At 54.4% G+C, this 25,851-nt stretch carries 28 protein-coding genes and 1 pseudogene; 16 read left to right on the top strand and 13 right to left on the bottom strand.

Annotation, left to right across the window (positions count from 1 at the left end):
• Nucleotides 1-42 precede the first annotated feature (42 nt).
• The 3 genes from M2418_RS17690 to M2418_RS17680 all read right to left on the bottom strand — a co-directional run bounded on the left by M2418_RS17690 (nucleotide 43) and on the right by M2418_RS17680 (nucleotide 1,796).
• Nucleotides 43-465, bottom strand: coding sequence for a cupin domain-containing protein (locus M2418_RS17690; protein ID WP_250983814.1), 423 nt, complete (start codon nucleotides 463-465; stop codon nucleotides 43-45).
• A gap of 33 nt (nucleotides 466-498) precedes the next feature.
• The gene (locus M2418_RS17685; RefSeq protein WP_259148182.1) at nucleotides 499-1,251 is read right to left on the bottom strand and encodes an SDR family oxidoreductase; all 753 of its coding nucleotides are present in this window, start codon (nucleotides 1,249-1,251) and stop codon (nucleotides 499-501) included.
• A gap of 65 nt (nucleotides 1,252-1,316) precedes the next feature.
• Complete coding sequence (locus M2418_RS17680) at nucleotides 1,317-1,796, bottom strand: carboxymuconolactone decarboxylase family protein (RefSeq protein ID WP_250983812.1); 480 nt, start codon at nucleotides 1,794-1,796, stop codon at nucleotides 1,317-1,319.
• 131 nt (nucleotides 1,797-1,927) lie between these two features.
• Here M2418_RS17680 and M2418_RS17675 point away from each other — a divergent pair, with 131 nt between their 5' ends.
• A complete protein-coding gene (locus M2418_RS17675) occupies nucleotides 1,928-2,827 on the top strand; it encodes a LysR family transcriptional regulator (RefSeq protein WP_250983811.1) in 900 nt (299 codons plus the stop codon).
• Between the two features lie 3 nt (nucleotides 2,828-2,830).
• On the opposite strand, the gene M2418_RS17670 is transcribed toward M2418_RS17675, so the two are convergent.
• The 3 genes and pseudogenes from M2418_RS17670 to M2418_RS17665 all read right to left on the bottom strand — a co-directional run bounded on the left by M2418_RS17670 (nucleotide 2,831) and on the right by M2418_RS17665 (nucleotide 3,570).
• Nucleotides 2,831-3,241: a helix-turn-helix transcriptional regulator gene (locus M2418_RS17670; RefSeq protein ID WP_405049450.1), complete on the bottom strand. Its 411-nt coding sequence runs from the start codon at nucleotides 3,239-3,241 to the stop codon at nucleotides 2,831-2,833.
• Nucleotides 3,218-3,391, bottom strand: a pseudogene (locus M2418_RS25815) (cupin domain-containing protein); the annotation flags it as partial. The gene M2418_RS17670 and the pseudogene M2418_RS25815, both read right to left, overlap by 24 nt.
• Nucleotides 3,376-3,570, bottom strand: a complete 195-nt coding sequence (locus M2418_RS17665; protein WP_250983809.1) for a DUF3140 domain-containing protein — start codon at nucleotides 3,568-3,570, stop codon at nucleotides 3,376-3,378. The gene M2418_RS17665 and the pseudogene M2418_RS25815, both read right to left, overlap by 16 nt.
• Before the next feature lie 55 nt (nucleotides 3,571-3,625).
• Between M2418_RS17665 and M2418_RS17660 the strand changes: the two genes are divergently transcribed.
• Entirely contained in the window at nucleotides 3,626-4,027 is a 402-nt protein-coding gene (locus tag M2418_RS17660; RefSeq protein ID WP_259148177.1) for a DUF2177 family protein, read from the top strand.
• A gap of 88 nt (nucleotides 4,028-4,115) precedes the next feature.
• Nucleotides 4,116-4,547, top strand: coding sequence for an OsmC family protein (locus M2418_RS17655; RefSeq protein ID WP_259148175.1), 432 nt, complete (start codon nucleotides 4,116-4,118; stop codon nucleotides 4,545-4,547).
• Between the two features lie 102 nt (nucleotides 4,548-4,649).
• On the opposite strand, the gene M2418_RS17650 is transcribed toward M2418_RS17655, so the two are convergent.
• From M2418_RS17650 to M2418_RS17630, 5 genes are all read right to left on the bottom strand, one after another.
• A complete protein-coding gene (locus tag M2418_RS17650; RefSeq protein WP_259148173.1) occupies nucleotides 4,650-5,699 on the bottom strand; it encodes a Gfo/Idh/MocA family protein in 1,050 nt (349 codons plus the stop codon).
• Nucleotides 5,700-5,705: 6 nt separating this feature from the next.
• The gene (locus M2418_RS17645; RefSeq protein WP_250983805.1) at nucleotides 5,706-6,491 is read right to left on the bottom strand and encodes a ThuA domain-containing protein; all 786 of its coding nucleotides are present in this window, start codon (nucleotides 6,489-6,491) and stop codon (nucleotides 5,706-5,708) included.
• A gap of 386 nt (nucleotides 6,492-6,877) precedes the next feature.
• Nucleotides 6,878-7,843 (bottom strand): magnesium and cobalt transport protein CorA, encoded by a 966-nt coding sequence (locus M2418_RS17640; RefSeq protein ID WP_250983804.1) that lies wholly within the window; start codon nucleotides 7,841-7,843, stop codon nucleotides 6,878-6,880.
• A 57-nt stretch (nucleotides 7,844-7,900) separates the two neighbouring features.
• Nucleotides 7,901-8,782, bottom strand: a complete 882-nt coding sequence (locus M2418_RS17635; protein WP_259148171.1) for a lipid kinase — start codon at nucleotides 8,780-8,782, stop codon at nucleotides 7,901-7,903.
• Between the two features lie 715 nt (nucleotides 8,783-9,497).
• On the bottom strand, nucleotides 9,498-10,430 hold the full coding sequence (locus tag M2418_RS17630) for a LysR family transcriptional regulator (protein ID WP_259148169.1): 933 nt from the start codon (nucleotides 10,428-10,430) through the stop codon (nucleotides 9,498-9,500).
• Between the two features lie 106 nt (nucleotides 10,431-10,536).
• On the opposite strand from M2418_RS17630, the gene M2418_RS17625 reads away from it, so the two are divergent.
• The 7 genes from M2418_RS17625 (at nucleotide 10,537) to M2418_RS17595 (ending at nucleotide 18,102) form a co-directional block, all read left to right on the top strand.
• Nucleotides 10,537-11,376 (top strand): ABC transporter ATP-binding protein, encoded by an 840-nt coding sequence (locus M2418_RS17625; protein ID WP_259148167.1) that lies wholly within the window; start codon nucleotides 10,537-10,539, stop codon nucleotides 11,374-11,376.
• Nucleotides 11,369-12,208 carry an ABC transporter ATP-binding protein gene (locus M2418_RS17620; protein WP_259148166.1) on the top strand — a complete coding sequence of 280 codons (840 nt, stop codon included), beginning with the start codon at nucleotides 11,369-11,371 and terminating at the stop codon, nucleotides 12,206-12,208. The genes M2418_RS17625 and M2418_RS17620 overlap by 8 nt, the downstream gene beginning before the upstream one ends.
• A gap of 14 nt (nucleotides 12,209-12,222) precedes the next feature.
• On the top strand, nucleotides 12,223-13,743 hold the full coding sequence (locus tag M2418_RS17615; protein ID WP_259148164.1) for an ABC transporter substrate-binding protein: 1,521 nt from the start codon (nucleotides 12,223-12,225) through the stop codon (nucleotides 13,741-13,743).
• A 61-nt stretch (nucleotides 13,744-13,804) separates the two neighbouring features.
• Nucleotides 13,805-14,722 (top strand): ABC transporter permease, encoded by a 918-nt coding sequence (locus M2418_RS17610; protein ID WP_259148163.1) that lies wholly within the window; start codon nucleotides 13,805-13,807, stop codon nucleotides 14,720-14,722.
• A gap of 2 nt (nucleotides 14,723-14,724) precedes the next feature.
• Entirely contained in the window at nucleotides 14,725-15,612 is an 888-nt protein-coding gene (locus M2418_RS17605; RefSeq protein WP_259148162.1) for an ABC transporter permease, read from the top strand.
• A gap of 22 nt (nucleotides 15,613-15,634) precedes the next feature.
• Entirely contained in the window at nucleotides 15,635-17,047 is a 1,413-nt protein-coding gene (locus tag M2418_RS17600) for an amidase (RefSeq protein ID WP_259148160.1), read from the top strand.
• Nucleotides 17,047-18,102 carry an AbrB family transcriptional regulator gene (locus M2418_RS17595; protein WP_259148159.1) on the top strand — a complete coding sequence of 352 codons (1,056 nt, stop codon included), beginning with the start codon at nucleotides 17,047-17,049 and terminating at the stop codon, nucleotides 18,100-18,102. Before M2418_RS17600 ends, M2418_RS17595 begins: the two co-directional genes overlap by 1 nt.
• Before the next feature lie 31 nt (nucleotides 18,103-18,133).
• On the opposite strand, the gene M2418_RS17590 is transcribed toward M2418_RS17595, so the two are convergent.
• Together M2418_RS17590 and M2418_RS17585 are read right to left on the bottom strand one after the other, a co-directional pair.
• Nucleotides 18,134-19,504 (bottom strand): amidase, encoded by a 1,371-nt coding sequence (locus M2418_RS17590; RefSeq protein ID WP_259148158.1) that lies wholly within the window; start codon nucleotides 19,502-19,504, stop codon nucleotides 18,134-18,136.
• 109 nt (nucleotides 19,505-19,613) lie between these two features.
• Nucleotides 19,614-20,543 (bottom strand): LysR family transcriptional regulator, encoded by a 930-nt coding sequence (locus M2418_RS17585; RefSeq protein ID WP_192489965.1) that lies wholly within the window; start codon nucleotides 20,541-20,543, stop codon nucleotides 19,614-19,616.
• 198 nt (nucleotides 20,544-20,741) lie between these two features.
• On the opposite strand from M2418_RS17585, the gene M2418_RS17580 reads away from it, so the two are divergent.
• The 6 genes from M2418_RS17580 to M2418_RS17555 are packed head-to-tail and all read left to right on the top strand — an operon-like array spanning nucleotide 20,742 to nucleotide 25,848.
• Nucleotides 20,742-21,539: an ABC transporter substrate-binding protein gene (locus tag M2418_RS17580; RefSeq protein ID WP_259148156.1), complete on the top strand. Its 798-nt coding sequence runs from the start codon at nucleotides 20,742-20,744 to the stop codon at nucleotides 21,537-21,539.
• A gap of 15 nt (nucleotides 21,540-21,554) precedes the next feature.
• The gene (locus M2418_RS17575; protein WP_259148154.1) at nucleotides 21,555-22,202 is read left to right on the top strand and encodes an amino acid ABC transporter permease; all 648 of its coding nucleotides are present in this window, start codon (nucleotides 21,555-21,557) and stop codon (nucleotides 22,200-22,202) included.
• Nucleotides 22,199-22,978 (top strand): AroM family protein, encoded by a 780-nt coding sequence (locus M2418_RS17570; RefSeq protein ID WP_259148152.1) that lies wholly within the window; start codon nucleotides 22,199-22,201, stop codon nucleotides 22,976-22,978. The genes M2418_RS17575 and M2418_RS17570 overlap by 4 nt, the downstream gene beginning before the upstream one ends.
• Complete coding sequence (locus M2418_RS17565; protein WP_259148150.1) at nucleotides 22,975-23,628, top strand: ABC transporter permease subunit; 654 nt, start codon at nucleotides 22,975-22,977, stop codon at nucleotides 23,626-23,628. Before M2418_RS17570 ends, M2418_RS17565 begins: the two co-directional genes overlap by 4 nt.
• A complete protein-coding gene (locus tag M2418_RS17560; RefSeq protein WP_259148148.1) occupies nucleotides 23,625-24,440 on the top strand; it encodes an amino acid ABC transporter ATP-binding protein in 816 nt (271 codons plus the stop codon). Before M2418_RS17565 ends, M2418_RS17560 begins: the two co-directional genes overlap by 4 nt.
• A gap of 46 nt (nucleotides 24,441-24,486) precedes the next feature.
• Nucleotides 24,487-25,848 carry a dihydroorotase family protein gene (locus tag M2418_RS17555; RefSeq protein WP_259148147.1) on the top strand — a complete coding sequence of 454 codons (1,362 nt, stop codon included), beginning with the start codon at nucleotides 24,487-24,489 and terminating at the stop codon, nucleotides 25,846-25,848.
• The last annotated feature ends 3 nt before the right edge of the window (nucleotides 25,849-25,851 follow it).

Raw genomic sequence — 25,851 nt, 5'->3', positions numbered from 1 at the left:
AGAAGAAAAGGCCAGATGTAGCGACATCTCGCCCTTGAGAACTTATTTGTTAATCGGGAAGACCAGATCCTCTTGGTCGCTATCGACCACAAACACCGCTAGCAGCTTTGCAGGTTTGGAGTCACTGCCATTCTTGCTGACCCCGTGACGGTCACCCGGTAATTCCGAAAAGTTTTCGCCAGCTTTGTATTCCTTGACCGGGCCATCGTTAACCTGGCTGAGGATCGAGCCCTCGAGTACGGTGGCATAAATAAATGCCGACTGCGGATGGGTATGGGCCTCCGAAAAGCCGCCTGGGCCGTACTCGACCAGCACACCCTTGATGCTCTTGCCGGGAACGTTGGGCAGTTGGTGCTCATACACCACCGTGACATTCGATGCCGGCCCGGTCTTGGTGTCGTGGGCGGAAGCGGTGCAGGTCGAGAAGATCACACTGGCGAAAACCGCGATGCCGTGTCTTACCATTGGATTTATCCTTTCTAGGAATTCGCTCGGTGGTTACTTGCGTGGTGCCGTGGCGAACCACGTGTCGAAATCAATTGCACCGAGGCGTGGGTTGGCGTCGCTGACCAGCGATCCGTCGTCCAACCGTGCGCCGAAATACCGCGCCTCAGGGTCTGAGACGACTTCGCGGCCATCAGCCGTCGCTTGCAGATAGCGCGCGACAAGCTCGTGAAGATGAAAACGCTCTGGCCCAGCGATTTCGACCACACCATTGACCGGAGCGGCCAAGGCGACGTCGGCCATGGCATCGGCGACATCGTCCGAAGCGATCGGCTGGACGAAAGCGGGTGAAAGATGAACTTTTCCACCCACCATGCTTGATTGTGCGATGCCCGCCAGAAACTCCATGAACTGGGTTGAATGGACAATCGTATAGGGAATACCAGCGTCTTTGATCAGCTTTTCCTGAACCAATTTGGCGCGGAAATAGCCGCTTTCCTGGAGGCGTTCGGTTCCGACAACCGACAGGGCAACATGATGTTTGACACCCGCTGTTCTTTCCGCTGCGAGCAGATTGCGGCCAGACGTTTCGAAGAACTCAAGGACGGCCCCGTCTTCAAACGATGGTGAGTTGGCGAGGTCCAACACGACTTCGGCGCCGATCAGTGCCTCTGCCAAACCTTCGCCAGTGATCGTATTGATACCGGTGTTAGGGGACGCGGCAATGACCTCGTGACCCTTCGCTCTCAGGCGTTCGGTGGTTTTCGAACCAATCAGTCCGGTCCCGCCGATGATAACGATTTTCATGATATTTTCCTTTGTCAGACGCGCTGACGTTTTGTTCGTTGTTGGGGTAGCCGTTCGCCAGCCGCTCAGTTCAGGCCGGACTTCTCGAGACCATAGAGCTTGTCGGCAGAACCTGGCACCGACTTGAAAGCAATGCTGATGCGGTTCCACGCATTGATCGTCATGATCGAGAAGGTCAGGTCGGATACTTCTTTCTCCGAAAGCTGACCACGAACCCGCTCGTAGAGTTCATCCGGGATGCCGCCCGCGGGCAATTCTGTAAGCGCTTCTGTCCAGGCAAGTGCTGCGCGCTCGCGTGGAGCGAATAGGGTGGATTCGCGCCAGATTGAGACGTGATGTAACCGCAGTTCACGCTCGCCACTGATCTTGGCCTCTTTGATATGCATGTCGACGCAGAAAGCGCAGCCATTGAGTTGCGAGGCACGAATATTGACGAGATTGCGGATTGGCTGCTCGATCGCACTGTCCTTCAACGACATGCTGAGCTCAGAGATCTTCTTGAAAAATTCCGGGGACTGGGCGGCGTAGTTCAGGCGCTGTGACATAGTTATCTCCGTTATTAAGGACTCATAATATCCTTATGGATATAAAATATCCGTAATTACTGGACGTGCAATCAAAAGCTGCTTAAGCTGAACGCATAACGCTTATGCTTAGAAGTATGAGGGGACGGGCGATGGACGTGATTTGTGCTTTGAAAACGTTTGTGCGGGTCGTGGAAACAGGTTCTTTTTCCGCCGCGGCTTTGGACCTCGGGCTGACGCAGCCAGCCGTCTCGCGTCAGGTGTCAGCGCTCGAAGCGCATTTCAGCATGCGTTTGTTACATCGGAGTACCAATGCGCTATCGCTTACAGTCGAAGGGGAGCAGATGTTGCCGATGGCGCTGAGGGCAATCGAGGCGGTTGAAGCGCTTGGCGAAACAGGGCCTCCCGAGGGAATCCTTCCTTCTGGCAAGGTGAAGGTCTGTCTCCCGGCGCCACTCGGCCTCTATCTCAGTAAGCAACTTCCAGCCTTCCTTGATGCATATCCGGCTTTGACGATCGAAATGACCTTCCGAGAAGAGGCGTCCGATTTGATCGGAGAAGGGATCGACCTAGAAGTCCGGCTCGGTGAAATTACCGATAATCGTTTGATCTGTAGGAGGATCGGCTGGACGACTGCCTATCTGGTTGCGACGCCCGAATATCTTTCCGCACACGCTGCGCCCGTGACGCCCGACGAAATCCTTGGGCACAACATCATCTGTTACAGTCGCGGAGGAGAGGGACGGCTTTGGACATTTTTGAATGGTGCTGACTTGGTGCAAGTCAAAGTGGCTCCGCGGATGATTTTCGACAATGCGACCGCGGCGCATCGCGCCACACTTTCTGGTGGCGGACTAGCTGTGCTTTCACATATTCTCTCCAGCCCAGATATCGCTGCCGGAAGGCTGGTCAATCTCATGCCTGATTTTCCGCCGGCGCGCCTGCCGATTAATGTCGTCTACGCGTCGCGCAGGCACCTTCCCCTTCGTGTACGGACAGTGCTTGATTTTATCATTGAAGCGGTGCGCTCCGATGCGCTGATGGGACCGTGACGGCTAAGCGTCCGCCTGGTCTCGGTGCAGGCTGCGGTAGCGCGCAGGAGACTGCCCAACAACGCGCCGGAATGTGGCGGCAAAGGCACTGTCTGAGTTGTAACCGAAGGATTGAGCGATCCGTGACAATGGCTCATTGCCACGACGCAGCCTTGCTGCCGCAAGCCGCATCCGCCAGTTGGTAAGATAATCTATCGGTGAGGATCCAACAGTAGCGCGAAATCTCTCGGCGAAGGCCGAGCGTGACAGTCCTGCAAGTTCGGCCAGTGCATCTACTGTCCATCTGCGCGCCGGTTGCGAATGGATCGCCCGCATGGATGGCGCAAGGCGTGCGTCGGCAAGTCCAGCAAGCCAACCCGGATGCTGCGAGGTCTGGCGTGCCAGGTAGGCGCGCAGAACGTGGATGAATACCAACCGCAGCAGATCGTTGCAGGCTATGCGCGAGCCAAGCGCTGCACCGTTCCATTCGAGATCAAGCTGTTCGAGCAGGAAAGTGATGGGACCAGTCTCCTCGCGCTCGATTACGACGACCGGTGGAAGGGCATCGGTCAACAGGGAGCCGTCGACCGTGTCGAGACTTCGTAGTCGACTTCAGTGAGTTCACCTTTGTTTTTGCGTTTGATCTCAACAATGCGGCGATCGGAATGATGTCCGATCGTTTCCTTTCCGTCCTTCTCAGTCCAGCCGCTCTCTTTGCTCTGATCGAACGCTCTGATCGAGTTGACGCCACGAAGCCGGAACAAGTCCGACGCTGCTGTGTTCTCTTGTAGCTGAAACAACCTGTCAGGATGTCGACGAATGAAGCTAATCGGCCTTGCTTACGCTGGAACTCTGATTTCCTTTCTTTTGATAGATGCCATTTGGCTAGGTTTTGTAGCGAAGAACTTTTATCGGGACCAACTTGGCCACTTGATGCTTTCCAAATTGAACTTTGCAGTTGCGGCTATTTTCTACGCGTTTTTCGCGGTGGCAATCGTCATTCTCGCAGTTCTTCCCGGACTTGAAGCTGGCTCACTTTGGGTCGCCATTTGTTACGGAGCGGTGCTTGGATTGGCCGCCTATGGCACTTACGATATGACGAACCTCTCCACCATCCGCGGTTGGCCAGTGTTGATGAGTGTCGTCGACCTCATTTGGGGGACAATGCTGACTGGCGTAGCCAGTGCGTGCGGTTACCTAGCTGCACGTCATTTTGGATAGCTGAGACGTGTCTTAATTTCTGCATTACAAACCTACCGGCCCGCCACTCGGCGTAAGCTAATTCATCAAGCCTGAGGAGAACATTATTATGGCAATACAAAAGAACGGTTCGGCTCATTGGAAGGGCGGCATCAAGGACGGAAAGGGCGAAATATCGACAGAGAGCGGCGTTCTTAGTTCGCATCCTTACGGGTTCAACACTCGCTTTGAAGGTGTCAAGGGAACGAACCCAGAAGAGTTGATCGGGGCAGCTCACGCAGCCTGCTTCACGATGGCCCTCTCCAAAATGCTTGGAGAAGCCGGATATACTGCCACCGATCTTGATACGACGGCCGTGGTCACCCTTGATAAGGTCGGTGACGGGTTTGCGATCACCGAAATCGCCTTGACGCTCCGCGGTTCTGTTCCAGGCGCCGATTACGCCGTATTCAGCGAAATCGCGAATAAGGCCAAGGAGGGCTGCCCGGTTTCAAAGGCTCTGTCTGCAGTGCCAATTACTTTGGAAGTGTCTGTGTCATAACCAAAATTCCTTTTTGACAGTGGAAGCGGGTATGAAGCCAGCTTCCACACTCTTCACTGGCGGTTTTGGATAATCCCGATTGAACGGGTTAACTTTCAGTTGCTACGGGATAACGCTAAGTTCACGTCGCTCCCGGTCAGTCACGATTGACAGATCAAGTATTTTTTGGAGGTTCGCGGCGTGTCGAAACGTAGGATCCGCCATCCCTCCGTCCATGACGATTGACGCAAACTTTTCATAGTTGGTGGGTACGGGCTCTACTTGGAGGTCTCTCCAGATGGCCTTGTCCACATCGTCGCCCAGACAACCGCGGAGCGTGGAGTAATCGGGAGTGTGAATGACTTCCAGGGCTCCCTGGTCACCGTGAAGACGAAGACGCAGTTCATTTAGGTGACCGGTTGCCCAGCGTGTTGCGTGGATTACACCCATGGCTCCATTTTCAAATTCAGCCGTCATGGTGAAGCTGTCATTGGCATCCAGATCGTAGGCGTCTATTCTGTTGCCTTCATATTTATCGAAGGTCTTCAAGCGCGTGAAAATTCGCTCCACGTCGCTGCCTGCGCCGTACGATGCGAAATCGAGAATGTGGATGCCGACATCACCGAGTACACCGTTAGAGCCATGTTTGGTGGAAAGACGCCACAACCATTTGCTCTCCGTCATCCAATCACCCCAGGCTTTGGATACAAGCCAGCTCTGAAGATAGGATGCTTCGAGGTGCCTTAGCTTACCGATCCGGCCTTCCATCACCATCTGCCGTGCCGCCTGAAGCGGCGCGACGTCGCGGTAGGTCAAATTGACCATTCCGATAAGCCCCGCTGTTTCGGCGGCCTCCGCCATTTCCGCGGCCTTTGCGTAAGTTTCCGCCAGCGGCTTTTCGCAAAACACATGTTTACCAGCAGCGAGCAGCCTCAACGTCGTGGGGTGATGGATCGCATCCGGTGTGACATTTGCCGCTGCGTCAAATTCACCCCAGGCCAACGCGTCGTCGAGCGATGTGAAGGTGAGAGGAATATTATGGCGCAAGGCAAAGGCGCGAACGACGACGTCATCAACATCGACCGCCGCAATCAACTCCACTCCTGAGATCTGCGAGAAATGCATGACATGGCTGTTCGCCATTCCACCGGTTCCAAGAATAAGAAGCTTCATAATTGATTACCTGTAACCTGCTTCACCCGCCTTGTGCAGTTTGGGGCCACGTTCCTCGATTGGCTCGGGTGCCTGATCGACGGGGACGTTCGGCGCATCGTGGATCGTCTTTAACGCGCCTGACGGATTATATGCCCACTTGACCGCATTGCCGATGACCTTCTGGACATTGGCGTCGTGATAGGTGGGGTAGGTTTCATGACCCGGTCGGAAATAGAAGATGTTCCCCGCGCCCCGCCGCCAAGTTAGGCCGGAGCGGAACACCTCACCACCCTGAAACCAAGAGATAAACACCGTTTCTAACGGTTCTGGCACCGAGAATTGCTCACCGTACATTTCTTCGTTTTCAAGCTCGAAATGTTCCGGCAGCCCTTTTGCAATGGGGTGACGGGGATTGATGGTCCAGACACGTTCGCGCTCGCCGGCCTCGCGCCATTTCAGCGCGCAAGGAGTGCCCATCAGGCGCTTAAACGGCTTTGAAAAATGACCGGAGTGAAGCACGATTAAGCCCATGCCTTCCCACACGCGTTTTACCACACGTTCGACGATTTCGTCCTCAACCGCTCCGTGATCCTTATGTCCCCACCAGATAAGGACATCCGTCTGATCAAGCCTTGCCTGCGGCAGGCCATGTTCATTTTCCTGAAGGGTGGCAGTGGTCGCAGTGATATCTGAATGCTTGTTCAAGGCTTCGGCTATGGCGGAGTGCATGCCGTTTGGATAGATCGAGCCAACAGTTTCATTGATATGCTCATGAATATTCTCGCCCCAGACGACTGTATTTATTTGCATTTAAACGTTCCTTGATTAGTTGGCTCGCAATTTGACGCCGGTAAAAGAAGGCTCGGTAGTCATTTCGACTAGTCGATAGATCACGATAATTGGTCATCGACCGTGAAACGTCGGTGTCCCGACTTCTGGTCTTCCTAAACGGCATGCAAAATCCAAACTCAGCAGTTTACGATAAGTTCCGCAAACACAGGATCCGCAGACACCTGTGGAAGGGTATGCGGTGCATAATCACTTTTGACCCAAACCCGTCATCTAAGAAGCGAAAGATGCCGAGGACGTATTCTAGATGGCCGCACCTGAAACTCAACTTCACGAAGGGAATGCGTGCTTTACGGCAGCATCGTCAATATTTGAAAGTATTGGTCTAAAGTCTGCATCTGTAAGATTCAGAGCCAGCCGCTTTTACGGAAACGGTAGTAGAGGGTGCTGCACAAGACGATAATGACGCAGATGACAGCTGGATAGCCGAACTGCGATTTCAGTTCCGGCATATATTCGAAGTTCATGCCATATATGCCGGCAATGGCTGTCGGAACCGCCAGTATCGCGGCCCAGGCGGCGAGTTGCCTGGTGATGGCACCCTGGCGTTGTTGTTCCAGCAAATTTGACGCTTCGAACACCGACGTCATGATTTCGCGCAGACCACCAACGAGGTTTTCAACACGACGCATGTGATCATAGACATCCTTGAAATACGGCCGTGCGTCATCATCGACGCAGGGCATATCGAGGTGAGAAAGTTTGCCTGCAACTTCTGCCATCGGGCCAAGAATGCGCTGGAATTTGATGACCTGTCTACGCATGCGGAAGATGCGCCTGATTTGTTCGGGCTGAAGGAAGGAGACAAGGACATGTTTTTCCATGTCCAATACCTTGTCTTCCAACGTTTCGACCATTGGGAGGTAACCGTCGACTATGAAATCCAGAATGCCGTGCAACACGTAATCGGGGCCGTGGCTCAACAGCTTCGGTGACTGCTCGAGTTGACGCCGCAGGTTCTGGTGGGATCTGGCCGAACCATGCCGAACCGAGATCAGGTGGTGCCTGCCCACAAAGATGCAGGTTTCTCCATAAGCAATCTTGTCGCCTTCGAGATGAGCGGTCTTGGCAACAACGAACAACTGCTCGCCATAAATATCGACCTTTGGAACCTGCTTGCCATTGATCGCGTCCTCCACCGCCAGCGAGTGAAGACCAAACATCTTTTGAAGGCTTGCCATTTCCTCAACGCTTGGATCTGTCAGGCCAATCCATGCGAAGTCGCCATCGCTTGTTTCGAAAACCTCATCAGTCAGCGCGATTTCTTCGGCACGCACACCGTTTCGATAGAGGTAAGAGCCAACAACTGTCATGAATGGTCCGATCTAAACTGGCATGCTGGAATCGCGACGGGCATGCCATTTTGGTGTTTATGGCACAAAAACCTTGATTGCCTTTTCGAAGATAGCAAATTCGACAGGTGTTTGTGTCTTCAGTTCGCCATCAAGGTTTACGGGGCGGGGTCTGCTCGTTCTGATCGTCAGTGCCTTGGTGGAAAAGGCGCGGACATCATGCCAGTTTCCATGAGTGCCACGCCGGATCGCGGGCAGCAGGCCAAGCAGGCGCCACCAATGGTCCACTTCCAGACTATAAAAATCGAGCATTCCATCCGTTGCGGTGGCGTCCGCATGCACAGACATGCCGCCGCCATAGAACCGGCCGTTTCCGACAGAAACCTGCAGGGTCTTGAGAGTTTCTACCTTTCCGTCGTGGTCGAGATCGGCGGTAAAAAGCTGTGACTTCGCCAGCAATTGGGCGGCAACGATTGCATACCCCAACTTACCCCACCGCTTCTTTGCATCCTGGGTCAGCGATGCCGCGAGGTCAGCACTGAAACCGATGCTGGCAACGTTGAAGAACGCATGCCCATTGGCTGTGCCGACATCCACATCGATGCTCCTGCCACGAGAAATCACCTCAATCGCTGCACGAAGATCCTGCGGAATGCCCATCGTCCGGGCAAAGTCGTTTGCTGTCCCAAGAGGTAGAACGCCCAAAGGCAATCCGGCTTCCAGCAAACCCGGTGCTGCGTTGTTGAGACTTCCGTCACCACCGCCAACAACAACAAGATCGACGCTGTCCCGATGAGACGCGATAGCCTCCGATGTGTTTGTGAAATCCTGTGATGGTTCAACCACATCAAAGCCAGTCTGAAGGAGCAGTTGGCGTGCCTGAACAAGGCTATCACGCCCACGTCTGGCGTGGGGATTAATCAGGAGTAGTGCTCTTTTTAAGCGTGTTTTATCTATCATGGTCTCTATGCTCATGCGTTTCATATGTGTGGTGCACCACAAAACCGCAATGAGCACCGACGTCGTTGAAACCAACTATGCGATAAACTAGATGCCGACCTGCTTTCCCAACTCAATGAAAAGAGTAAGGAAGATCACGGCGGACTTATACCGTGGCTTTCGCGTTAGGGCGCGATCCTTACTATTCCGAGATAGTGCAACTTAGCCCCTTTGTGTGAGAGCGGTCCTGATCACACATCGTCCTCCGTGCATGTCTAGTCTGCATGCCATCAACCGTTTGCGTGTTGATTACGGCAGTGAGAGAATTTCGCCATTTTTGACGACTCATCAATCGACTTTGCGACTGCAGGACGAATCCTTTCAAGGCGAAGAACTCGCATGCCGTCTTGCGAGTTCTCCTCTAACGCTGGGGTCGAGCTCATGCGTAGATACTTTGCTCAACTTAGCCAGTTATTCGCGGTCGGCGGCTAGCATCGGCCGGGTTGCGCTATTGAACTTTAGCAGGATGAGCCAAGTTTCCATTCTAGGTTGGTTCACGAAATCGAACGTAACCAATCGTCAGAAAACAACTGTTTCGGTTTTGACGGATTACTGACACTGGAAAACAGGATATCACTGATCCGGCAACCAACACGTGGTGCTATGATCGCTGGCATGATTGGCTCATTCGGATCAGCGATGGAAAGCTGCTACGTTCCACGTCCCGCAAGGGCGATCAGACGAGAACCTCGCAAGTCAGTCCTTTTCCTTTCAGTTCATGGCAGAAGGCTGTGATCGATTTGCGCAAGATTGCCTCGAACTGCAGAACCAAACGCGAGACAGGACGATTGCGGGAGTAAAGCATGGCAAATGTCAAAGGCACGTCTCGTTCGTAAGGGACTGCCACGACCTGCCCAAGCGGATCGAAAGGCAGAACCAGCGGATGCGCAAAAGCTATACCCATGCCGCATTGAACCATATGCAGGGAAGCGACCGACTGGTTTGTCGTCAGTATCTGGAAACTCTCGACTTCAGTTCTCAAGCTTTCCCGCAGCACAAAACCGGGGGTCGTCTGCGCGCCGTGAACAATGATGGTTTCATTTTCCAGATCACCTGCAGTGATAATGGATTTTGAGGCGAGGGGATGTCCGACCGGTACAAGGCACACCATAGACATTCGGAGCAAAGGCTGGACGGCTACACCCGCCTCGTCCAGTGGCATGAACGCAAAGCCGATATCGCAATATTCCTGACGGATCTGCCTGACGACATCACTTGCGGTATAGACCTCAAGCCGCAATCTGACCTGACTGCGTTCTGCCCGAAAAGCTCCAAGTGCGGTTGGCAGGATTCTGGCCGTAAAGGACGGCACTGAAGCAATCGACAGTGCGCCCGCCCGCATATCCTTAAGTTCTTCGGCTTTTCCCCTCAACGTCGCCATCTGCGCAAAAAGCCGCTCCACATCCGGCAAAACGTTATTTGCTTCGATTGTCAGACGCGTTCTGCCATTCGAACGGACGAATAACGCAAATCCCAGCTGCGCCTCGAGTTCCTTTAGCGTCTGGCTCACTGCCGGTTGTGAAACACGCATCAACCGCGCTGTTTCCGTTACGCTCTGGGTCCGGGCGAAGAGTCGAAACGTCTCCAGCTGACGTATCCCGAGGTTCATAATCTTTTCCTTATGTCACTATAGAGCTTTTGTATTAGTTCTAATGTTAAAACTCTGCAATTCTCAATCTCGGGAACATAAGAGCATAAAGCAGGACCGGAACACGTTGGATAATATCCTTGAAATAAAAGGCCTTGAGGTCGACATCGCCATGAAGGCGGGCATTCTTCATGCCGTCCGGGGCGTGTCATTTTGTATCGCCAGCGGAGAAACCCTCTGCCTCGTTGGCGAATCGGGTTCCGGAAAGTCACTCACGGCACTTTCAATCCTTGGTCTGTTACCGCCAAACGCATCCCGCCGTACGAACGTTGCGACTTTTGTCGGGCAGGATATCGCGCATTTGTCGGAACGGCAGATGCAGGATCTTCGCGGACGATCCATTGGAATGATTTTCCAGGATCCGATGATGGCCTTCAATCCGACGATGACGGTGGGACGGCAGTTGGAGGAAGTGTATCTGCGCCATATCAAACGGGACAAGAAAGCCGCCCGTGCGAAAGCTGTCGAACTGCTGTCGCGCGTTGGAATGACAGAGCCTGAAGGCCGGATGACGCAGTTTCCCCATCAGTTATCCGGTGGACTTCGCCAGCGTGCGATGATTGCCATGGCGTTGATGTGCGAACCGAAACTCTTGATTGCCGATGAGCCGACCACCGCGCTCGACGTGACGATGCAGGCTCAGGTGCTGTCTTTGCTGAAGTCCGTTCAGGCTAGTTTTGGCGTCTCCATTCTGTTCATCACCCACGATCTTGGGGTGGTGGCGGCGATTGCCGACAGGGTTGCCGTCATGAAGGCCGGGCAGGTCGTGGAAATTGGTGACGTCTACCAGGTTCTGAAAAGCCCACGCGACGATTACACCCGGGCGTTGATTGCCGCAGTTCCGAAAGCCAAGCCGCTTATTGCGTCACAAGCACGCAGAGTCATTGGGAGTGTTGGTCATGTTTGACAAAGCCCGCAACATTTCCATGGAAACAGCGATGGCTACCCGCGAATTCGCGATCAAAGGCAAGAAGCAGCCGTTTGTTGCAGTAAATGAAGTCAGTCTCAGGTTGTACGAAGGAGAATCGCTTGCACTTGTCGGAGAGTCCGGTTCCGGCAAAACAACACTTTCACGCATGATGCTAGGACTTCTGGAACCCACACGCGGTGACGTTCAGGTATTCGGGCGTGATATTTCGACTTATTCCCGTTTGCAGCTTGCAGCGCTGGTGCAGCCGGTTTTCCAGGATCCCTATGCCTCCCTGAATCCGCGCAAGCGTCTCTTGGATATCATATCGATGCCGCTTCGGGCGGCACGCAAAGTTGGTCACGATGAAACGCGGCATCGTGTTGAAGACCTGTTACGCAAGGTTGATCTTCCTGTTTCCTTTGCCGAGCGGTTTCCACACGAACTTTCCGGAGGTCAGCGCCAGCGTGTTGCGATTGCGCGTGCGCTCATCAATCAGCCACGAATCCTTGTCTGTGATGAGCCGACATCGGCACTCGACGTCTCAGTACAGGCCCAGATACTCGAGCTTCTAAAAACACTTCGGGTAGCAATGAACCTCTCCTACTTAATCGTGACCCACAATATCGGTGTCGTGGCCGAATTGTCCGACCGTGTGGCCGTCATGTACAACGGGCGTATCGTGGAGGATGGTCCTGTTGACGATGTTCTGTCGTCACCCACTCACGACTACACCAGACGGCTTCTCTCGGCTGTTCTGCCGGTGGACCCGGATCTTGCTCGACCGCTTGTGTCGCCAGATTTTATTCCTCCCCAAACCAGCATATCTTGAATCGGAGATACTCCATGTTGAATTTAGCTCGAAAGAGTACCCTTGCTCTTTTTGCCGCAAGCATAGCCTTCACGCCTGTAGCTGCTTTCGCTGGCAAAGATGACGATACCCTAGTTGCCGCGTTCCAGGCCAAGCTCCCAAGTCTGGACCGCTATCATTCGCCTGGCCGCGAGGGATTTCTCCTTGGTTTGCTTGCCTATGATGCGCTTGTTTATCGCGATCCGAATACCTTCGAGCTGAAGCCCTTGCTGGCAACTGCGTGGAAGCAGGTGGATGACAAAACCTGGGAATTCGACCTGCGTCAGGGCGTGAAATTTCACAATGGTGATCCGATGACCGCCGAAGATGTTGCCTACAGCTTCATGTATGCCGCCGAGCCTGCAAACAAGGTCTTCAACCGTATGACCGGTGGCTGGATTGAAAAGATCGAAATCGTCGATCCTTTCAAGGTTCGGGTGGTTGGCAAGCAGGTAACACCACTGGCTCTGGAATACATTATTCAGCTCCCGATTGTACCCAAAAAATACCGGGAAAGCGTTGGCTTGCAGGGATTTGCCGAAAAGCCTGTGGGTACGGGTCCTTACAAGATCAGCGGCGGTAGCGGCAACGATGTGATCTTCACACGTAATGACGACTACTTCGAAGGCGGTGGCAAGAACAAACCGCACATCAAGACCTTGGTATACCGGGCAGTTCCGGACGTGAACACACAGGTTGCTGAGCTCATCAGTGGCGGCGTTGACTGGGCTTATTACATTCCGGCCGATCAGGCCGATCGCCTGAAGATGATGCCGATGGTGGATGTGGTGAATGCAGACACTTTCCGTATCGGCTTTCTTACTCTGGACGCTGCTGGCCTTTCCGACGCGAAAAGCCCTCTCAAGGATGTTCGTGTTCGCCAGGCTATCGCTCATGCGGTTAACCGCGACGCTATGGCAAAGTCGCTGGTTGGCGGGGCCTCCAAGACAGTCCCTTCGGCGTGCACTCCATCGCAGTTTGGTTGCTTTGCCGATGTCGCGCAATATGGATATGACGTCGAAAAGGCTAAAGCTCTGATGGCTGAAGCCGGTTATGCGGATGGCTTCGATATCGATATCTACGGTTATCGCAGCCGCCCTGTCGCGGAGGCCATCATCGGTTATCTCGGTGCCATTGGCATCCGTGCGAACCTTCATTGGCTGCAGTATTCGGCCGTCATCCAGCAGCGTCGTGATCACAAGACTCCAATCGTCATCGATGACTTCGGTTCGGCGGGTGTGAATGACGTAGGCGCCATCCTGCCGTTCTTCTTCGCTGAATCCCCGGATGATCAGTCGCGTGATCCAGTCGTGACGCAAGCGGTGAAGGATGCCGGTGCGATTGCCGATCCTGAAAAGCGCAAGGAGCTTTATGCAACCGCTCTGAAGCAGATTGCAGATCAGGCCTATTGGGTGCCGATGTTCAGCATGCCGGTCAACTATGTGACGGCAAAAGATGTGACGGTTCCTGTTCCGGGAGACGAGAACGTCGAATTCTGGCGCGCCACTTGGAAATGATTATCTTTCCGCTCCGGCGCCACCACTGCCGGAGCGGAGTTTCGCATAAGGACGAACTGAGATGGCTTATTACGTCGCCCGAAGATTAGGCCTTGCCATACTGGTGATGCTGACCATTTCCTTCCTGAGTTTTGTGATGCTCAAGATGTCTGGTGATCTGGCGATTTCACTTGCAGGCGAGGGAAGTGGTGCCGACTATGTCGACTTTCTTCGCAAGACATATGGCTGGGACAAGCCGCTGATCGCGCAATACTGGGATTGGCTTCTTCGGGCACTGCAGGGTGATATCGGTACTTCGTTCTATTACGGCAGTCCTGTCGTCACACTGGTCCTCGATAGAATGCCAGCAACTTTGGCACTGGGAGCCATTGCGATCGTCATGGCACTGGCCATGGCTATTCCTCTTGGTATGGCCGCCGGTCGTGCGCCTGGCGGGATGGTGGATCGCATAGCCTTGTTCATCGCGCTTCTCGGCGTTTCGACACCGATTTTCTGGCTCAGCTTCATCCTTATTCTGGTGCTCGGGTTACAATTTGCTGTGCTGCCGATCTCAGGCGGCGGTTCGTTCAAGCACCTGCTAATGCCGGCAATGGCGCTTGCGTTCTACTCGATGCCTGCCATCATCCGTATTTCACGCGCAGGCATGATCGAAGTGATGCGCTCCGACTATATCCGCACCGCGCGCGCCAAGGGCCTGCGCCCGTGGCAGATTTATCTGCACCATGCTCTTCGCAACACGCTGGTTCCGGTTGTCGCTGTAGCCTCCGTCCAATTCGGCTTCCTGCTGGGTGGTTCTGTTGTCGTAGAGAATATTTTTGCAATTCACGGGATCGGGTACCTGACCTGGGAGGCCATCAACCAGAATGACTACCCCGTCGTTCAGGCAGCGCTTCTGGCAGTGTCCTCCGCTTACGTCGTCCTGACGCTTCTGGCCGACCTCATCAACGTGATGATCGATCCCCGTATCAGATTGGACTAAACATGCGCCTGCATATGAATGAAAACACACCAACAGCGCGCCTCTGGAAAGGTCCCCGTATTCCTGTCGGTCGATGGGGTCTGACAACGGGGGCGGTCATTATCGGGCTGATTGCCATCGTCGCAATCCTAGCACCATGGATCGCGCCTCACTCACCATATGAGCAGTCGTTGACCGACCGCCTTATCCGTCCTGTCTTCATGGAAGGTGGCAACTGGAACCATATTTTGGGAACTGATCACCTCGGCCGGGATTATCTCAGCCGTCTGATCTATGGAGCAAGGCTGTCGATTATCATCGGCTTTGGTACCATCCTGCTTTCGGCGGTCATGGGCATCGGTCTTGGGCTTTTGGGTGGCTTCTTTGGTGGCCGTATCGATATGGCCGTCATGTTTTTGCTGACGGTCCGCCTCAGCCTTCCCATCATGCTTGCCGCGATTTCGCTGGTCGGCCTGCTTGGCAATTCGTTGCCTCTGATGATGCTCATTCTCGCCTGTTTTCTGTGGGATCAGTTTCTTGTGGTGACACGGTCCCTGACCATGCGTTATCGCAATGCTGAGTTTGTTCTAGCGGCACGCGCTGCTGGACTATCCAATTTCCGCATCATGACTGGTGAAATCCTCCCAAACCTTGTGAGCCCGCTGATTGTTGTCGGCACGCTTGAGATGGCCCATGCCATTCTTCTCGAGGCGGCTCTTTCGTTCCTCGGTCTCGGCATTCGACCACCCGACAGTTCTTGGGGCCTGATGATCGCGGAAGCCAAAGACTTCGTGTTCTTCGAATCCTGGCTCGTCAACATTCCCGGTCTGGCAATTTTCGTGCTGGTCGTTGGAATAACCTTTCTAGGCGAGGGATTGCGCAGTCTTCTTGCACCCGATGCCTCGCAATAACCGTCAGATCAGAGTGAACAGTATGACCAAAGATATCTATCGCATGACCCTTCGCGAAATGGGTGAAAGCCTGCGGGATGGAAGCCTGACCGCGATTGCAGTCTTGGATCATTATCTTGAGCGGATCGAGAGGATCGATCCTGCACTAAATGCTTTCGTTTATCTGGATAAAGACGGTGCACGCGGTGCAGCCGCGCAAGCCGATATACGGTTGAGCGCCGGTGAGCCGCTTGGTCCGCTTGACGGCATTCCTGTTGCAGTCAAGGATAACCTCCTGGTCGCTGGCATGCCATGCGTATGGGGTACGCGGCTTTTTGAAAACTTTAGCGCAGAGACCGACGAACTGCCCGTTCAGCTTTTGCGTGAGGCGGGCGCGGTTATTCTCGGCAAGACGAATGTCCCGGAATTTACGTTGCGCGGCTTTACGGGAAATCCGGTCTTCGGCTCGACAGGCAACCCGTGGAACCCGGCGCTGACCCCAGGTGGATCCAGTGGTGGATCGGTGGCAGCGGTTGCTGGCGGACTAGCGCCCTATTCCATCGGCACCGATGGCGGCGGCTCGATTCGACGTCCTGCCGGTTATACAGGGATCGTTGGCTTGAAGCCGTCCATCGCCCGTATACCACGTAACAATGGCTTGTTGCCGCTGCTTTCCGACTGCGAGGTTGTTGGGCCAATTGCTCGGACAAGCGATGATATTCGCGTAATCATGAGTGTGATCGGTCATGCAACCAGTGAGGATCAGCGGTCATATGGTTTCCGGCCAATATCTCTGGAGGCAGAAGAACCAAAAGCATTGCGTATTCTGTTTGTAGAACGTTTCGGAGAAGCACCTGTCGATCCCGAGATCGTTGCTCTATGCTCAGCATCTGTTGATGTCATGCAACGCCTTGGCCATCAGATAACACGTGGATCATTGCCACTGGACCTTGGGCCGATCTCAAATGGCTGGCAAATACTGGCAAATGCAGGATTGGCCAAGCTCGCGCAGGACATGCCATGCTTCTTCGATCTGGTCTCACCGGCATTTGCAGATCAGGCAAGAGCAGGTGGCAAACTCTCTGCCAGCGACTATGTCGGTTTTATTGAAACGATCAATGCTTTCCGCTTTGCGGCGGGCAAATTGTTCGAAGATTTCGATGTCGTCATAACGCCGTCCTCTGCTGCTCATCCATGGCCGCGAGACACGCAGTTTCCCCCCGTTATCGACGGCAAGGATGCGGGTCCCCGTGGTCACGCAATCTTCACTAACTGGGTGAATGCATGCGGGCATCCGGGCATTTCGCTACCCGCAGGCTGGAACAGCAACAATATGCCCGCGGGCTTGCAGGCTGTTGGAGCCTATGGCGCGGATGATCTGCTTCTGGATTTTGCAACACAATTCGAGAAGGCTCAGCCCTGGGCTGATCGCTGGCCAGCATTGGCAACAGTCTGATGTCATCCATCCGTACGAGTTTGTTCGACCGGAAATTGATTGTCCGGGTGTTGGAGACATTGGCTGTAGGTGCATTAGGCGGGGGGCTTCTCGAGCTTTCCGGCTTCCCTGCCGGATGGCTGTGCGGCTCTATGCTTGCAGTCATCATCGCCGTGTTCGCAGGGAGACCTTTACGAATTCCAGATGGATTTCGGGGTGTAGCGTTCATCTTGCTAGGCTCCTCCATGGGGGCCGGCATAACACCGGAAATGCTGGTCAAACTCGAAAAGTGGCCTGCCAGCATAGCCCTCTTGGCTATTTCGGTGGGGGCAACCATGGTTGTCGGGACACAGTATCTCATCCGCCGGCATGGCTGGGATCTGGCATCGGCGCGATTGAGTTCTGTCCCGGGGGCGCTTTCGGCCGTTTTGGCAATTGCAGGTGACAGCAAGGGGGATCTTGTCAAGATCACCATCAGCCAGACATTGCGGCAAATCGTTCTGGTTTCACTTGTGCCGTTGCTGATCTATGTCAGTCCGGCAGGGCCTACGCAAATCGACATCCGGCTGGCCTCGGTATTTGATATCGGAGTGATGCTTGTGGCGGGCGGCATTGGTGGTCTCATCTGCGCCAGATTACGCATTCCCGGTGGCCTCTTGCTTGGCGCTCTTCTGGCCAGCGGTTCATTGCATGCAACCGGGATCGTCGAAGGCGTACTTCCTGCTCCAATATTGATCGTGGCCTATATTGTCGTTGGCTCTGCCATCGGTGCAAGACTTCGTGGTACAAGCCTGCCAGCTATCATAGCACTTTGCGGGCCGGCACTTGGAAGCATTGCTTTTGCGATTGTTATTGCTGGCTTTTTCGCAGCGATGGCGGCTTTTTTGACAGGATTGCCATTCAACGAGATCTGGCTGGCTTTTGCACCGGGTGGCGTTGAGGCCATGACCGTGCTTGCCTTTGCCCTCAACCTCGATCCGAGCTTTGTCAGTTCGCATCATCTCATCCGGCTTGTCGGTCTGATGGTGTTGAGCCCAGTCTGGACAATTGGACTAGGGCGCGGCGGTCAATCCTGAAACCGCCACGCCCGCTTCTATTTATTCGTGATTAGATATTCGGCCAGCGAGCCGCCCAGGGGAATTCTTCTTCATAAGCTGCGGCCACCGAGAGCAGGTCCCAGTCACCGCCGAAGGGTGCGATGACCTGAAAACCGATTGGCATGCCATCCGATGCAGGATCGCACGGAATACTAATGCCTGGAAGACCGGCGGAATTCACGAATCCTGTGAAGGCCCGGTGATAAGGTGGTCCGAATTCCTCTGCTTTCCAGGGCATTGCGCCTGCAGACGGGGTCATGATGAAGTCATAGGTTTCGAATGCGATGGCGAGCTGCGCGTAGATCTCCCTGAATGCCATCAGTGCATCGACATAGTCGATCGCAGAGAGCGACTTGCCCTTTTCGATCATCGGCGGATAGGCGGTCCCAATTTTACCTTCCCAATCCGTATCTTTCAGCAGCCATGCAAGTCCGGAACCGCCGATTGCCGGCCAATGTTTCTCGAAGAGCGCAACATCGAAGGGAGCCGCGCCGGTTTCGACTTTAAAGCCAATCGACGCCAGATTTTCGGCGGCCTTGGCGCAGGAAATACGGATTGGTTCTTCAACAGGCATGTCGGCAAGCTGTGGGACATAGAGGACTTTCAAGCCCTTGCGCGCAGGTGTGAGTTTACCCTTTGTGAAGCCGTAGGATGACCGGTCGTGCGGGTGCGGTCCTTCGACAGCCGATAATGCCAGGGCGACATCAGCGACCGTGCGCGCTATGGGCCCGATGATCTCGAAGTCATGCAGGATTTGTGGCAGTCCGTTGATGCGCGCGACGCGACCGGTCGAAGGTTTGAGGCCAACAAGTCCGTTATGGGCTGCCGGACGGCGAATGGAGCCACCGCCATCGGTTCCGAAAGCAATTGGTGCGACACCGGAAGCCGTTGCAGCAGCGCCGCCGCCTGTGGAGGCACCGCTGGTTAGTTCCGGGTTCCATGGGTTGCGCGTCGTGCCAAAAGCCAACGTGCTGACATTGCCGCGGCCGAGTGTGAATTCCGAAACATTGGTCTTGCCAAGAATGACAGCGCCCTGTGCCCTGATCCGTGCGACGGGCAATTCATCTTCAGGCGAAATCTGATCGAGGAATAAATTGCTGCCCCAGGCACAACGCAGGTCCTTCACATGGATATTGTCCTTGATAGTGACCGGAATACCGTCGAAGTCGCCGAGTGGTTGCCCATGCGCAAAGCGCTTGTCGCTTTCAGCCGCAGCCTTTCTTGCGCCATCGACGTCCATCGTTGCGAACAAATTAAGGTTGGGATTGACGGTTTCGTTGCGCTTGAGAACCTCTTCAAGAACGGCGGTCGGTTGCAGCTCGCCTTTTCTGTATGCCGAGTGCAGCTCGGATGCGGAATAGGACCATAGCGGTTTACTCATTTTTTCTTCCTCAGAAATGCCGGTTTTTGATGTGGCAAAGCTGAAGGGGAGCGGGGGGGATGTCCAATAAGAAACGCGGATAAAGGCATAGGCTATTACTAATGTCGGATTAGTTCGGTTTTGCGGATATGCCAAGTTCGTTCAGGTGTTTCGCGAAACCACGCATCTCTTCGCGAACCTGGGTAAGAAAAGATTTGGCCAGAGGCGAAAGTCCTGGTTTTTTCAAATACACAGCAACCAGTGATCTGCGGATCTCCGGCTTGAAGGCGGCGACGGCAAGATCATCGTTTCCGCGTGGAGACAGTACGAAAGGTAGGGTGATGGCTATGCCCAGACCCTGCCTTACAAGGTCCGCTGACACCACGGAGAGGTTAGTGGTCAGAAAGCTGCTTTCATTGGTGTTACGGTCGAAAGACATGCGTACATCGAATTCCTGACGTACCTGCTGACCGAAAGTTATCACAACTTCGTCTTTCAGCGCTTCCGGTGTCAACACTGGAGTGCCTGCCAATGGGTGATGCGCTGGCATCAGGCATATCATTTCCGTTGCCATCAACGGTCTCACAACCATGTCAAGATGTTCGACAGGCAGAAAGGTAAAGCCGATATCGGCAGAACGATCCTGAACCCGTCTTGTAACTTCACGGCTGGAATAGGCCTCGATGCTGATGCGCGTCTGCGGATGGGCGTCCTTCAGCCGGCTCAGAGACTGTGGCAGAATCCATCCAGTGAGGGGGTGGACCGTTGCAATCGAAAGACTGTTATCCTGTTCTCCGCGCAGTCTTGCGGCACGCTCTCGCAGGGCCTGCATATTATCGAGAACGTCTTCCATGTTTTTCAGTAGCAACTCTGCATTCGCGGTCAGCTTGAGCGGACCGTTCCCACGAATGATTAGTTCAACCCCGAGCTGGTTTTCCAGATCCCTTAGCGCCTGACTGACCGAGGGTTGGGTTATGCGTAAGAGCCTCGCCGTCTCGGTGACGCTCATGACGCGGGAGAAAAGCCGGAAAACTTCCAGATGCCGAAGATTCGGGTTCATGTGCACTCCAGAGCAATCGTTGCCTCCCGCTCAGACCATAGGCATTTTCCTATGAAAATATAGAAGGAAAATATTGGACGCACAGTAGATCATGGTCTCCAATCCGGTCACGGGAAGGCGCCATGCAGCAAGAGATGCACACCGTTAAAGGTCTTGGCTCTGGCTTTTCCCCAATAACAAAACAAGGGAACTCCATTCATGCTTTCACGACTATTCGCTCTTGCTATTCCTCTTTCTACGTCCCTGGCGCTCGCGTCGACCGCTTGCGCGCAGGAACTTGCCTATGCTTCCAAACTTGTTTCGCCGGGAACGATTACCATTGCCACGACCGGAAATGCTCCTCCCATGACCACGATGGGTGGCGATGGTATGCTTACCGGTTTTGACGTGGAGCTTTGCCGCACAGTGGCCATCGGCCTGAAGCTGAAAACTGAGTTCGTGCGTGTCGATTTTGCCGCGACAATCCCCGGCCTGAAAAGCGGGCGGTTCGACATGATCTGCTCTGCGACTGCCCGTACCCCACAGAGGCTCGCATCGCCCGATCTGTTCATGACCGAGCCGACGGTCGAGAATTTTTCAACCCTGTTGGTCAAAGCTGAGGGTGCAACGATTGCTGCGGTCGGTGACGCCAAGGGCAAGACCATCGGGGTCGTGCGTGGCGGTCAGGAAGGCAAGCTGCTGTCCGATTTATTCGGTGAAGACGTCACGGTCACGACGTATCCCGGGATTGCCGAGGAAATACTCGATCTCAAGAATGGTCGTATCGATGCCGTTGCGATCAACTACATCACCGCCAGCCATCATGTTCACGGTGATCCGGCGCTGAAGATTTTTGTACCCGGTTTCGAACGTGATGGCGTTTCTCCTTACACCCATGCGTTGATCGTTAGCCGTAGTCAGCCAGAACTGCTGAAAGCGGTGAATGGTGAACTGGCGCGACTGAAACAGAGTGGTGAACTCGCCAAGCTCGAAGAGACCTGGATTGGTCGTAACTGATAGCGGGCAACGATCATGGATTTCGGTTTTCTCGTTGAGAGCCTGCCCATACTTTTGCGGGCAGCCTGGACAACTGCGTGGCTGACAGCAGCTACGCTCGTCTTGTCCACGATCGTCGCTCTGCCTCTTGCCGTATGCGGTCTTCGCAGACCCGGACGGTTTTCGTGCGTCATTCAGGCCTGCAGCACACTGATGCGTTCTGTGCCGACACTCGTGATCCTGTTTCTGGTCTATTACGGCCTGCCGGAGATTGGAATTGTTCTACCAGCGCTGGTCACAGCACTGGCAGGACTTATGCTTTCGGCGGTTGCCTATACGATGGAAATATTTCGGTCAGGATTAAAATCGGTTGATCCCGGGCAATACGAGGCAGCAAGTGCGCTTGGTATTCCTGCATGGAGGGTATGGATTTGGATCATCTATCCTCAGGCATTGCCTGTTGTCGTTCCCACATGGCTTTCGAACGCAACGCTAATCCTGAAGGGTACATCGGTCGCCTCGATCATCACAATCCCCGAACTCACAGCCAAGGCCAACGAACTCGTTGCCGAGAGCTACCGGCCATTTGAAATCCTGCTATCGACTGCCGCAATCTATATCCTGCTTGGTGGTCTTCTTTCCCTAATTGCACGGGCCTCCGTGCGCCGATGGAGCCCAAAATGAGCGCCAGCCAACTGAATCAACCGAAAATAGGTTTTGTTAGTCTCGGGCAGGGGCCGCGTCTTGATCTGGACAGCTATCATCAACGCCTGCTGGAGCAGACGGGTATCAAGGCATGCGTTATTTGGAGACATGTCCTTGATGGGCTTTCTCACGAGGCGCTGGGGTCTATGGCTGCGAAAGATGGCATGCCTGCTATTCGCTCCAATCTGCGTCAGTCGGGTGAGCATGGCGCTCTGGGTCCGGGTTGGACTGCACGTTGGTTTGACCGTGACAGTTTCATACCGCTGGTTCAGGACGCCATCGATGATCTGGAAGTAAAAGACGGCGTTGATCTGACCATCATTTGTGCTGCCGAGGAGTTTCCTGCTGCAAGCTTCCGATCAAACCGTCCGGTTGTCTTGCCAAGCATTGCGATGGTTGCCTATGGGCAATTACTGGCAACCACCAAACCAACTGCAACTTTAGGACTTCTTGTTTACGGAGACCGCCAACGCCAGCAACAACAGGATGGATGGGCAGCCAAGACCTGGGCAGGTGACCTTAGTCTCGTCTTTTGCGGTCATGGCAACAACCTCGACGCTGCTGCCGAAGAGTTCCGGTCAACCATACCTGACCTGATCCTGGTCTGGGCTTATGGCGCCGGTGTCGGGCAAGGAAAAGATGGTGCTGAAAGTCTCTCGCGGAAACTCGGCGTTCCCGTTATTTCGGCAGCCGTTGCGTCGATTTCAATGGCCGCAAAATTGCTTCCGAGGGCGAGCGAGAAGGTCAGCTCATGATCGCTATATGGTCAACAGTTCTCAATCTTGCACCATCAGTGGCGAGTGCAACACTCAATGCCTTGTTTCTCTTGGTGACAACCGTATTTCTATCAAGCTTTTTGGCTGTCTGGTTGACGGTTGCGGATATTGCTGCGCCGAAAGCCCTGCGCCTTTTTATTAGGCTTTACAGCTGGCTTGCACAAACTACGCCACCCCTCATCCTGCTGTTTTTGGCGTTTTATGGATCGACCGCATTTGGATGGTTTATCTCGCCAATGACGGCTGCTGTCATTGCCTTCGTGCTTTTTGCGACAGCCTATTATTTCGAGATATTTCGAGCGAGCTATAACGGCGTTCCGCAGGACCAGTTCGAAGCTGCATATGCGCTTGGCATTCCTCCGCTAAGCTTTGCCATAAAGGTAATAATTCCCCAGGTCGTCAGGATTGCCGCCGCGCCGTTTATGGGGCGGACGACCGTTCTGTTCAAGGAGACCTCACTGGCGTCGGCGATATCGGTAAGCGAAATCATGAGCACTACCAGTGCCTTCATCTACTCGGGAGAGAACCCTTTGCTAATGGTCGCTGTCGCCGGTGCAATCTACGCGATTATCAATACATTCCTGATCACAATTGAAAAACGCTGTACTCGAAGGATGGCAATCGCATGAGTTCTCTTCACGCAATCGCGCATTCTTACACACCACGCTGGCCAGAAAAACCGGACCCTGTTCATGCTGTCGAGTTGCGCGGTGTCGGGCTTTCAATTGGCGAGCAGGGCATTTTGAACAATATCGATCTTGCCATTCGCGAGGCGACGACCACGGCGATCATTGGTCCCAGCGGATCAGGCAAGACCACTCTCCTGCGTTGCATCAATTATCTTGCACGGCCAACGACAGGTGAGGTCTGGGTTGGTGGACAGCTTGTGGGACATCGTGAGCGCAATAACAGGCTTGTTACTGCTGGTGAGAGATTATTGCGCCACCACCGGCGACAGACAGGAATGGTTTTTCAGAAATTCAACCTGTTCCGTAACATGAGCATTCTTGAGAATGTCGCTTTTGCTCCTGTATCTTCGGGTATTTGCACCCGTGCGGAAGCCAACGATCGAGCGCGGCGTCTAGTTGCCCGCGTTGGATTGGCGCACAAGCTGGACAGCTTGCCTGAACAGTTATCCGGTGGCCAGCAACAACGCATAGCCATTGCACGTGCTCTTGCGATGGAGCCGAAGGTCATGCTCTTCGACGAGGCAACATCGGCGCTCGATCCAGAATTATCGCGAGAGGTTCTTCATCTTATGCAGGAGCTTGCAGAAGAGGGGATGACGATGATTGTTGTCACCCACGAAATGAGTTTTGCCCGCAACGTTGCCCACGAGGTGGTCTTCATGGAAAACGGGTCGATTTACGCCAAGGCACCCCCGGCTGAATTGTTTTCCGAGCTTGCGCCGGAAAGGGTGCAAACGTTCCTTGCCGCATGATTGTGCCTTTTAAAGATCAATCTCCACCCAATGAAAGAATGGAAATATGACATTTTCTCTCGTTATCCGTGGCACTGCAGTTTTACCCGATGGTCTGCTTGAGCATGGATGGGTCGGTATACGCGATGGGAAGATCGCTGCACTTGGAACGGGTGAGGTGCCCGCGAGCGACGAGGTTTTCGACGCTGGTGACGATCTGATCATCCCGGGCGTCATCGACGGTCAGACCCATGCCTGCAGTTATGGCGGCCTGCCGGGCATTGCCTCTACGACGCGGTCTGCTGTCGCCGGTGGCATCACCACGATAGTCGACATGCCCTATGACAATCCCGATCCGCTCAACTCGCTGGCAACGCTCAACGCCAAGATTGCCGCCATTGGCAAACATGCCCACTCCAACGTTGCGCTGTATGGCACCGTCATGCCGGGCCAGTCGACAGATGAGATCGCCGGTCTGATTGCGGGTGGCGTTGTGGCCTTCAAGATTTCGACCTTTGAAAGCAGCCCGACGCGCTTTCCGCGTATATCTTCCAACCAGACGTTGGAAATTTTCAACGCGCTGGCGGATACTGACATTCCGCTTGGCGTCCACAATGAAGACCAGGAAATCGTGCGTGCGCACATCGCCGCAGCCAAGGCTGCAGGCCGTGATGGCATCGAGGCTCACTCGGAAAGCCGACCCGTGGCAGCCGAGATGGCGGCCACAGCGCAGTTCCTTGAGCTCGGTGCCGCCGCTGCTGCCCATGCGCATATCGTGCATTTGACAACGACACGCGGGTTCGACATCGTCGAGAACTACCTCTCTGATGGTTACCGTTCAACCGGCGAACTGTGCGTGCATTATCTCTGGTTCGACCCTGACGCCGACGGCGCGGCACTGGGCGCTAAGATGAAGGTCAACCCGCCGATCCGCCCCGGTCAGATCGACGCCCTGTGGGGCGACGTCATCTCCGGCCGGGTGGCTTTCGTCAGTTCGGATCATTCCTCCTGGCCGATCGACAACAAGTTCACACCATCGATCTTCGAGGCGGGCGCGGGCGTTCCCGGTCTTGAAACCCTGCTCCCGGCTTTCTTCACCGGGGCAGAACTGCGTGGCTATGATGCCGTCATGTTGACCGTCGAGCAACTGTGCGAACGCCCTGCCAAATTCTTTGGCCTGTGGCCCCAGAAAGGCACCTTGAGCATTGGCGCTGATGCCGACATCGCCATCCTGAAGGCTGAAGCGCAAGTATGGGACGCCGCCAAGGCGCATGACGAGTTGAACTGGAGCCCCTTCGACGGCCGTGAATTCTCCGTCAAGGTTTCGCGAACATATGTCGGCGGAAAGCTGGCCTTTGACGGGACAAACGTCGTCAACGCGGCCGGTGACGGGCAGTATGTCGCCCGCGGCACGTCCAGCTGGTTCTGAGCT

The organism is Rhizobium sp. BIGb0125, assembly GCF_024810055.1.
Lineage (GTDB): Bacteria > Pseudomonadota > Alphaproteobacteria > Rhizobiales > Rhizobiaceae > Agrobacterium.
The sequence above is the reverse complement of the archived record's forward strand: the minus strand, read 5'-3'. Positions and strand labels throughout refer to the sequence as shown.

Coding starts and splice junctions, on each gene's coding strand:
- M2418_RS17560 (WP_259148148.1), top strand. CDS start 23,625: ATGAGTTCTCTTCACGCAATCGCGCATTCTTACACACCACGCTGGCCA.
- M2418_RS17650 (WP_259148173.1), bottom strand. CDS start 5,699: ATGAAGCTTCTTATTCTTGGAACCGGTGGAATGGCGAACAGCCATGTC.
- M2418_RS17610 (WP_259148163.1), top strand. CDS start 13,805: ATGGCTTATTACGTCGCCCGAAGATTAGGCCTTGCCATACTGGTGATG.
- M2418_RS17575 (WP_259148154.1), top strand. CDS start 21,555: ATGGATTTCGGTTTTCTCGTTGAGAGCCTGCCCATACTTTTGCGGGCA.
- M2418_RS17600 (WP_259148160.1), top strand. CDS start 15,635: ATGACCAAAGATATCTATCGCATGACCCTTCGCGAAATGGGTGAAAGC.
- M2418_RS17685 (WP_259148182.1), bottom strand. CDS start 1,251: ATGAAAATCGTTATCATCGGCGGGACCGGACTGATTGGTTCGAAAACC.
- M2418_RS17675 (WP_250983811.1), top strand. CDS start 1,928: ATGGACGTGATTTGTGCTTTGAAAACGTTTGTGCGGGTCGTGGAAACA.
- M2418_RS17660 (WP_259148177.1), top strand. CDS start 3,626: ATGAAGCTAATCGGCCTTGCTTACGCTGGAACTCTGATTTCCTTTCTT.
- M2418_RS17615 (WP_259148164.1), top strand. CDS start 12,223: ATGTTGAATTTAGCTCGAAAGAGTACCCTTGCTCTTTTTGCCGCAAGC.
- M2418_RS17605 (WP_259148162.1), top strand. CDS start 14,725: ATGCGCCTGCATATGAATGAAAACACACCAACAGCGCGCCTCTGGAAA.
- M2418_RS17630 (WP_259148169.1), bottom strand. CDS start 10,430: ATGAACCTCGGGATACGTCAGCTGGAGACGTTTCGACTCTTCGCCCGG.
- M2418_RS17635 (WP_259148171.1), bottom strand. CDS start 8,782: ATGATAGATAAAACACGCTTAAAAAGAGCACTACTCCTGATTAATCCC.
- M2418_RS17680 (WP_250983812.1), bottom strand. CDS start 1,796: ATGTCACAGCGCCTGAACTACGCCGCCCAGTCCCCGGAATTTTTCAAG.
- M2418_RS17565 (WP_259148150.1), top strand. CDS start 22,975: ATGATCGCTATATGGTCAACAGTTCTCAATCTTGCACCATCAGTGGCG.
- M2418_RS17580 (WP_259148156.1), top strand. CDS start 20,742: ATGCTTTCACGACTATTCGCTCTTGCTATTCCTCTTTCTACGTCCCTG.
- M2418_RS17645 (WP_250983805.1), bottom strand. CDS start 6,491: ATGCAAATAAATACAGTCGTCTGGGGCGAGAATATTCATGAGCATATC.
- M2418_RS17655 (WP_259148175.1), top strand. CDS start 4,116: ATGGCAATACAAAAGAACGGTTCGGCTCATTGGAAGGGCGGCATCAAG.
- M2418_RS17585 (WP_192489965.1), bottom strand. CDS start 20,543: ATGAACCCGAATCTTCGGCATCTGGAAGTTTTCCGGCTTTTCTCCCGC.
- M2418_RS17690 (WP_250983814.1), bottom strand. CDS start 465: ATGGTAAGACACGGCATCGCGGTTTTCGCCAGTGTGATCTTCTCGACC.
- M2418_RS17555 (WP_259148147.1), top strand. CDS start 24,487: ATGACATTTTCTCTCGTTATCCGTGGCACTGCAGTTTTACCCGATGGT.
- M2418_RS17590 (WP_259148158.1), bottom strand. CDS start 19,504: ATGAGTAAACCGCTATGGTCCTATTCCGCATCCGAGCTGCACTCGGCA.
- M2418_RS17570 (WP_259148152.1), top strand. CDS start 22,199: ATGAGCGCCAGCCAACTGAATCAACCGAAAATAGGTTTTGTTAGTCTC.
- M2418_RS17640 (WP_250983804.1), bottom strand. CDS start 7,843: ATGACAGTTGTTGGCTCTTACCTCTATCGAAACGGTGTGCGTGCCGAA.
- M2418_RS17620 (WP_259148166.1), top strand. CDS start 11,369: ATGTTTGACAAAGCCCGCAACATTTCCATGGAAACAGCGATGGCTACC.
- M2418_RS17595 (WP_259148159.1), top strand. CDS start 17,047: ATGTCATCCATCCGTACGAGTTTGTTCGACCGGAAATTGATTGTCCGG.